We start from the raw sequence: 6,581 nt of genomic DNA on the forward strand, positions 1-6,581 counted from the left end.
GCCCGTCCAAGAGCGATCGCCATTCGTGAGTTTGCCCCGTCTAACATTGTCTATTATGAGGGGAATAAATTTCAGGTGGCACGAACGGCGATCGTTCACGGTGCAGATGTTCCTTATCAGAGGATTGCGGTATGTGCCGAATGCGGCTATTTCCATGATGGCGAAGCCGCCGTGCGAGAAACCTGCGAAAATTGCGGCAGCCGCTTGGTTGCCGATGAACAAGGCAATCCCGCCAAAGTGGATCGCGTCTTAAAGATGCAAACCGTCTTCACCCGGCGGCGCGATCGCATCACCTGCGATGAAGAGGAACGGTTGAAATATGGGTACAATCTGACCACCCACTACCGCTTTGAAACAGCACCTCGAAAGGCGACCGTTACCTCGGAAACGGGGGAAACCTTGCTCGAATTAACCTATGGAGATGCGGCGGCTATTTGGCGCTTGAATCGTGGCTTACGCAAAAACCGGGAACGAGGATTCAAGTTAGACGTGCAAACTGGCAATTGGGGCGAGATGGGAGAAAAACAACAAAGTAGCCCCGAATCTGTCCATAGTCAAGTTCATTTAATGGTCCGCGAAACCAGTAACGTTTTATTGGTGTCTCCCCAACAGTTACCCTCGGAACAAACTCAGGCATTTGTGGTAACCCTGCAATATGCAATGGAACGAGCAATTCAAGCCATTTATAAATTAGAAGAAAACGAGTTAGCCTCGGAACGATTGGGACGTTCTCAAACCATTTTATTCTGGGAATCTGCTGAAGGTGGCGCAGGAGTGCTATCGCAAATTTTAACTGACCCAACCTCCCTGCAACGCATCAGCCAAGTGGCATTAGATATTTGCCATTTCATCACGCCTAAACCGACTTGCGTGCAAGCCTGTTATGAATGCCTCCTATCTTACCGCAATCAATTTGACCATCCCCTGCTAAATCGCACCTTAATTCACGAGTATTTACAACAGTTAGGGGGTAGCACGGTACAGCCAGAACTGGAGGGCGATCGGCAATCTCGCTTTCAAGAACTGCTGCAACAAACAGACCCCAATTCTGATTTAGAACGCCAAGTATTACAGGCAATCTATGAGAGTGATTTGCCCTTACCCGACTCCGCACAAGCCTTGCTGGCTGAGGCCAATTGCAAACCCGACTTTATCTATGAACAATCAAAACTGGCGATTTTTTGCGATGGTTCCGTTCACGACACCTCAGAACAACACGCCAAAGATAAACAACTTCGAGATGACTTGGACTTTTTGAGCGGTTATTCTCCCTTTGTGATTCGTTACGATGACAATCTAGCCGAGAAAATTGCAGCCCTCAAGCCGTTTCTTGAAAGCTAGAAGACCGCCTCCGGGGTGGGGTCTTTTGGGGTCAAGGTAATCAGGGAGATTGACGCATTAACGTTTCCCCAGTGCGTAGAATTTGCCCCGCCAACATGGCCCCGCCAAAGCCATTATCGATATTCACCACCCCAATTCCCGTCGCACAGGAGTTTAACATCGTCAGGAGGGGAGCGAGACCGCCAAAACTGGCCCCGTAGCCGATGCTGGTGGGAACCGCCACCACCGGCGCATCCACTAACCCCGCCACCACACTGGGTAACGCGCCTTCCATCCCCGCCACGACAATTAACACCTGGGCCTGTTTCAGGAGATGTTGATTCCTCAGCAGGCGGTGGATTCCCGCCACCCCCACATCCCAGAGGCGAAACACCTCAAAGCCGCAAAGTTCTCCGGTGACGGCGGCTTCCTCAGCCACAGGGAGATCGGCGGTTCCGGCGCTGACAATGCCGATGGTGCCGGGATGCTGGATGGAGAGCGGATCAGGGGCGATCGCACAAATGCGGGCCTGGGGATAGTAGCGGACATCTCGCAGGCGATCGCGAATCACACGATAGGCCTGCGGCCCCACCCGAGTCGCCATCACCACCGATTGGCGATCGCGCATGGCCATCATAATCTCGACAATCTGCTCAGGACGTTTATCCTGACCCCAAATCACTTCGGGAAACCCCGTCCGTAAACTCCGCTGATGATCGATTTTGGCAAATTCACCAACCGGCTCATAGCATATTTTCTCTATTTTGTCAAGGGCTGCTTGAGGAGCTATTTCCCCCGTCGCCACCAACCCCAGCAGCGTTTCTAATTGCGCTGAATCCATCCCAAACACTCCCTAATCCTCAGAAATCTTCAGATCCGGAAGATTCCAAAACACCCCGCCAATGGCTGAATAGCGGGTTCCCTCAATGGTATTACGAACCGCCGCCATGGAAAGGGGATTCACCAAATAAATAAAGGGTAGATTTTCCTGAACCAAAATTTGCGCTTCCCCATAAATTTCTTTGCGTTCCTCATCCCCAAACACCTGAGAGGCTTGAATATAAAGAGACTCAATCTCTCGCTCCCAATCTTCGACCACCCGTCCCTCAATTGGGGGATCATCACGACCCTGATTAAAACTATGTAACCGTCCATCAACCCCAAAAATCGTCAAATTTCCGTGGGGTTCAACGCCTCCCGTAAAGCCAATGAGATGCGCCTCCCAATCCAGAGTTGAACTGAGCTTATTGACTAAATTATTGAACCCCATCGGTGTGAAATTAACCTGAATCCCAATCTGGCTTAAATCCTGACGAATCTGCGCACCAATGGCCTCACGAGTTTGGTTCCCCGCATTGGTAATCAGTTCAAATTCAACCCGATTTCCGTCTTCATCCAAGAGGCGATCGCGCTCATCATACGAAAACCCCGCATCGAGCAACAGTTGTCGAGCCAGGTCCAAATTATACTCATAGGTCGGGAGTCCCTCTTCAGGAGACAAATAATAGGGACTTTGAATAGAAATCGGTGAATTTTGGGGTTCCCCCAAGCCGCGATAAATACTATTGATCATCGTCGGACGATCAATCGCATGAGCAACCGCTTTACGAAAAGCGAGCGTGTTAAACCATTTTGACTTAATCGGGTCAACGAGCGGTTCCCCATTGGGATTTTTGCCCCGGTTGAGGTTAAAGGTAATAAACGTCGTCCCCATTTGGGGTCCATCTTCATAAATCGTGAAGTTTCCCCGCTCTTCCTCCTGTTTCAGCAAGGAAAAATAAGACGGACTGACGCTAATCGAACTCAAGCCACCTGAACGAAATTGTAATAACTGAGTGTCCTGATTTTCCACCACCTGCCAAACCACTTCTTCAATATGCGGTTTCGGGGTTCCGTCTTCTTCCGTATCCCAATAATAGGGATTGCGTTCAAAACGGACCCGTTGTCCCGGCCGATATTGGGACAAGCGATAGGGACCATTGCTAATAATTTCCTCTGGAGGGGTGTCTGTTCCCCAGAGGGTGTTAAAGCGGGGTTCTCCCTCAGCATTGACATCCTCAACCGCTGAACGTAGGATATGTTCTGGCAAAATGGGAGAACCGAGGGTTCGGAGAATGGGGGAAAAGGGTTCGGGGAGTAGGACTTCAATGCGGCGATCGTCGAGTTTCTGAATCGTGGGAAACTCACCAGCTTCACCCACTCGCAGCACATCACGGGTCGAACTGGGAATGTTGCGGTTGAAGTAAATATCATTGAAGGTAAACACCACATCGTCCGCCGTCAGGGGTTCCCCATCAGACCAGCGTAATCCCTCTCGCAGCGTAAAGACGAGCCGCAGATTATCCTCGGACATCTCCCAAGACTCCGCCAGTTGCGGGATCACTTCGGCGGTAACCCCGTCGGAGGTCACCAGTCCCTCGTAGATATAGGCGAAGACGTTGGGAGACTCCTGACTCAATGCGGCGTTGAAGGTTTTGGGGTCACTAATTTGTCCCAAGATGATTTGACTCTCCGCCGCCTCCTGAACTCGGAAGCGTTCGAGTTGACAGCCACTGAGGCCCAACAACAGAACGACTCCCAGCAGGACTAGGGTCATGAGCTGTCGGACTCTGTGGGGACGCGGTGAGAGAGGAATTAGCACAGACATGATCCAGGAAATAGTGAGCCTGAGGCTCCAGGCTAGTTTTCAATTCTAATCCCTAGCTGCTAATCTGTCTTGGCCAGAAGCACAACGGCATGAACGGCAATTCCTTCTTCCCGTCCGACGGGGCCGAGTCGTTCGTTGGTGGTAGCTTTAATACCGATCGCCGTTGGATCGAGTTGCAGGGTCTCAGCCAGGTTCTCCTGCATCTCCTGAAGATGGGGTTTGAGTTTCGGACGCTCGGCGACAATGACGCTATCGAGATTGCTAATGGTCCAGCCTTTTTGCTGGATGAGGCGGTTGACTTGTTCGAGGAGGGTGAGGCTGTTGGCGCCGCGCCACTGCTCATCCGTGGGGGGGAAGTAATGGCCAATGTCGCCGAGGCTGAGCGCGCCGAGCATGGCATCCATGATGGCATGAGTGAGGACATCGGCATCACTGTGGCCGTCGAGGCCGCGATCGTGAGGTAACACAACGCCACCCAAGATTAGGGGTCGCCCTTCTACGAGGCGGTGAATGTCATAGCCGTTGCCGATGCGAAGCTCCATCGCGGTCAAGAAACGTTACGTTTTTTGTGATTGTCACTTCCAATCGTAACTTGGCTTCGTTCAGTTGTACAGTTAGCTTGTACAATGGGATAGCCCAATTTGATGCTACGAGGACGCTCTATCTAATGCCCGTTGCCGTCGGTATGATTCAAAGTCTGGGGTTTCCCTCCATTTTAGCGGCAGCCGATGCTTCTGTGAAAGCAGCTCGCGTGACGCTGGTGTATTTTGACAAGGCTGAAAGTGGTCAATTTGCCATTGCTTTTCGCGGACCAGTGTCGGAAGTCGAAGAAGCCATGAAGGCAGGATTGGCCGCTGTGGAAAAGACCTTTGGGGGTAAAATTATGTCTCATTATATTGTCCCTAACCCCCCAGAGAATATCGTGGCCGTCTTACCCATTCACTACACGGAAACGACTGAGCCATTTCGCTGAGGAATGGGGATTCCCTTGCCATAGCGATGGGGGATGATGGATAATTTTTGGGTTGGGTTTTAAGGGGGGGGAGGTCTGATGACCGAAAATTACGACCCGAATATCGCGACCCGAACATCGCTACATTAGGCTTTCCAGAGGCTTTAACACAGCGCTTGGATAAAAACGCTTCAAGTTATACATCTTTAATGGGGGTCAATCATACCCCAACCATGCCAAATTTAGGAGATCAACCGTGACACAGCAGGCAGTAGGATCAATTGAAACCAAAGGGTTCCCAGGCGTTATGGCGGCCGCCGACGCGATGGTAAAAGCTGGACGAGTGACCCTCGTGGGCTATATCCGTGTGGGAAGCGCCCGTTTTAACATTAATATCCGTGGGGATGTCTCGGAGGTGAAGACGGCCATGGATGCCGGAATCGCCGCCGTTGAACGAACCTATGGGGCGACGTTGGAGTCTTGGGTGATTATTCCTCGTCCCCATGAGAACATTGTGGCGGTTCTACCCATTGATTACGGCCCGGATGTTGAAGAGTTCCGGGATGCGGTGAATGGGGGACGGATTCCTCGTTCCCTCTCGGGTGGATCTTAACCCGATTCATCGTGAGTTGGTTGGCCCGGTGTTGTTGCGAACGCCGGGTTTTGAGTTTTTAAGCATTTGATACAAAATTGTAGGGGCGAAAAATCCCCTCCTGGGAGGGGTAGGGGTGGGTTATGCCCCGACAGCAATGGATGTAATCCGCCATAAATTTTCCTGATCACCCTGAACCCAGAAGACCCTTATATTGTTCCTTGTTCATTGTTTTTAACCGTGCTGCTATGGATACTGTTAACTTAGAGTTGCAATCTTCGGTGTTGGTGGTTGAACCGGAACCCCCTCTGGCCCAACGGATTGCCCTAGATTTACAGGAAGCGGGCTATGAGGTGGCGATCGCCCATGAAGCCCATAATAGCCTCCATCAAGTTGCGGAGATGCAGCCGGGGCTAATTGCAATTAATCGTACTCTCCCAGGTAACTCAGGCTTATGGCTGTGTAAACATCTACGCAGTGTCGGCAATCGGGCCGTGGTGATGATGATGCTACCGAGTGATACCCTAGACGATCGCGTGGCCTGTCTCGAAGCTGGGGCCGATGATTACGTGATTAAACCCTACCGTTCCCATGAATTTCTGAAAATGGTGGCGTTTTATCTCAAGCCTGAACACCCGGATACTCATCAGTTACGTTTTGCTGATCTGTTGCTGGATTTACCCAGTCGTCAGGCGTTTCGGGGTGTTCGCGGGGGCGATCGCAATTCCGAACGGGCGATCGATCTAACCATGAAAGAGTTTGAACTCCTCAAATATCTCATGGAACATCCCCGCGAAGTTCTCACCCGTGAACAAATCCTAGAAAACGTCTGGGGCTATGAATTTATGGGGGAGTCAAATGTCATTGAAGTCTACATCCGCTATTTACGCCTAAAAATCGAAAATGAAGGCGATAAACGACTTATTCAAACCGTGCGCGGTGTGGGGTATGTGTTGCGGGAAAGCTAGAGAGGGAACAGGGAACAGGGAACAGGGAACAGGGAGTCTTCCACCACAAGTCGGAGGGATTCGTGCGCGCGGTGAAGTGGATCTTCCTGATCGCCGCCTTCG

Annotated in this window: 7 protein-coding genes; 4 read left to right on the top strand and 3 right to left on the bottom strand. The window is 51.3% G+C overall.

What is annotated here, in order from left to right; all coding sequences use genetic code 11:
• Nucleotides 1-1,341, top strand: a 1,341-nt coding sequence (locus tag R6U67_RS04840; protein WP_410251504.1) for a Zn-binding domain-containing protein, incomplete at its 5' end; no start/stop codon positions are given.
• 40 nt (nucleotides 1,342-1,381) lie between these two features.
• Here the strand turns inward: R6U67_RS04840 and larB are convergent.
• The 3 genes from larB to ispF all read right to left on the bottom strand — a co-directional run bounded on the left by larB (nucleotide 1,382) and on the right by ispF (nucleotide 4,509).
• Entirely contained in the window at nucleotides 1,382-2,161 is a 780-nt protein-coding gene (larB, locus tag R6U67_RS04845) for a nickel pincer cofactor biosynthesis protein LarB (RefSeq protein WP_410251505.1), read from the bottom strand.
• A 12-nt stretch (nucleotides 2,162-2,173) separates the two neighbouring features.
• Nucleotides 2,174-3,916, bottom strand: coding sequence for an ABC transporter substrate-binding protein (locus tag R6U67_RS04850; protein ID WP_410251506.1), 1,743 nt, complete (start codon nucleotides 3,914-3,916; stop codon nucleotides 2,174-2,176).
• A gap of 110 nt (nucleotides 3,917-4,026) precedes the next feature.
• A complete protein-coding gene (gene ispF, locus R6U67_RS04855) occupies nucleotides 4,027-4,509 on the bottom strand; it encodes a 2-C-methyl-D-erythritol 2,4-cyclodiphosphate synthase (protein WP_410251507.1) in 483 nt (160 codons plus the stop codon).
• Nucleotides 4,510-4,634: 125 nt separating this feature from the next.
• On the opposite strand from ispF, the gene R6U67_RS04860 reads away from it, so the two are divergent.
• The 3 genes from R6U67_RS04860 (at nucleotide 4,635) to nblR (ending at nucleotide 6,479) form a co-directional block, all read left to right on the top strand.
• Nucleotides 4,635-4,940 carry a BMC domain-containing protein gene (locus tag R6U67_RS04860; protein ID WP_410251508.1) on the top strand — a complete coding sequence of 102 codons (306 nt, stop codon included), beginning with the start codon at nucleotides 4,635-4,637 and terminating at the stop codon, nucleotides 4,938-4,940.
• A gap of 235 nt (nucleotides 4,941-5,175) precedes the next feature.
• A complete protein-coding gene (locus tag R6U67_RS04865; protein ID WP_087706783.1) occupies nucleotides 5,176-5,532 on the top strand; it encodes a carbon dioxide-concentrating mechanism protein CcmK in 357 nt (118 codons plus the stop codon).
• 227 nt (nucleotides 5,533-5,759) lie between these two features.
• A complete protein-coding gene (gene nblR, locus R6U67_RS04870) occupies nucleotides 5,760-6,479 on the top strand; it encodes a response regulator transcription factor NblR (protein ID WP_410251509.1) in 720 nt (239 codons plus the stop codon).
• Nucleotides 6,480-6,581: the final 102 nt, after the last annotated feature.

Source organism: Sodalinema sp. (genome assembly GCF_046483825.1).
Taxonomy (GTDB): Bacteria; Cyanobacteriota; Cyanobacteriia; order Cyanobacteriales; family Geitlerinemataceae; genus Sodalinema.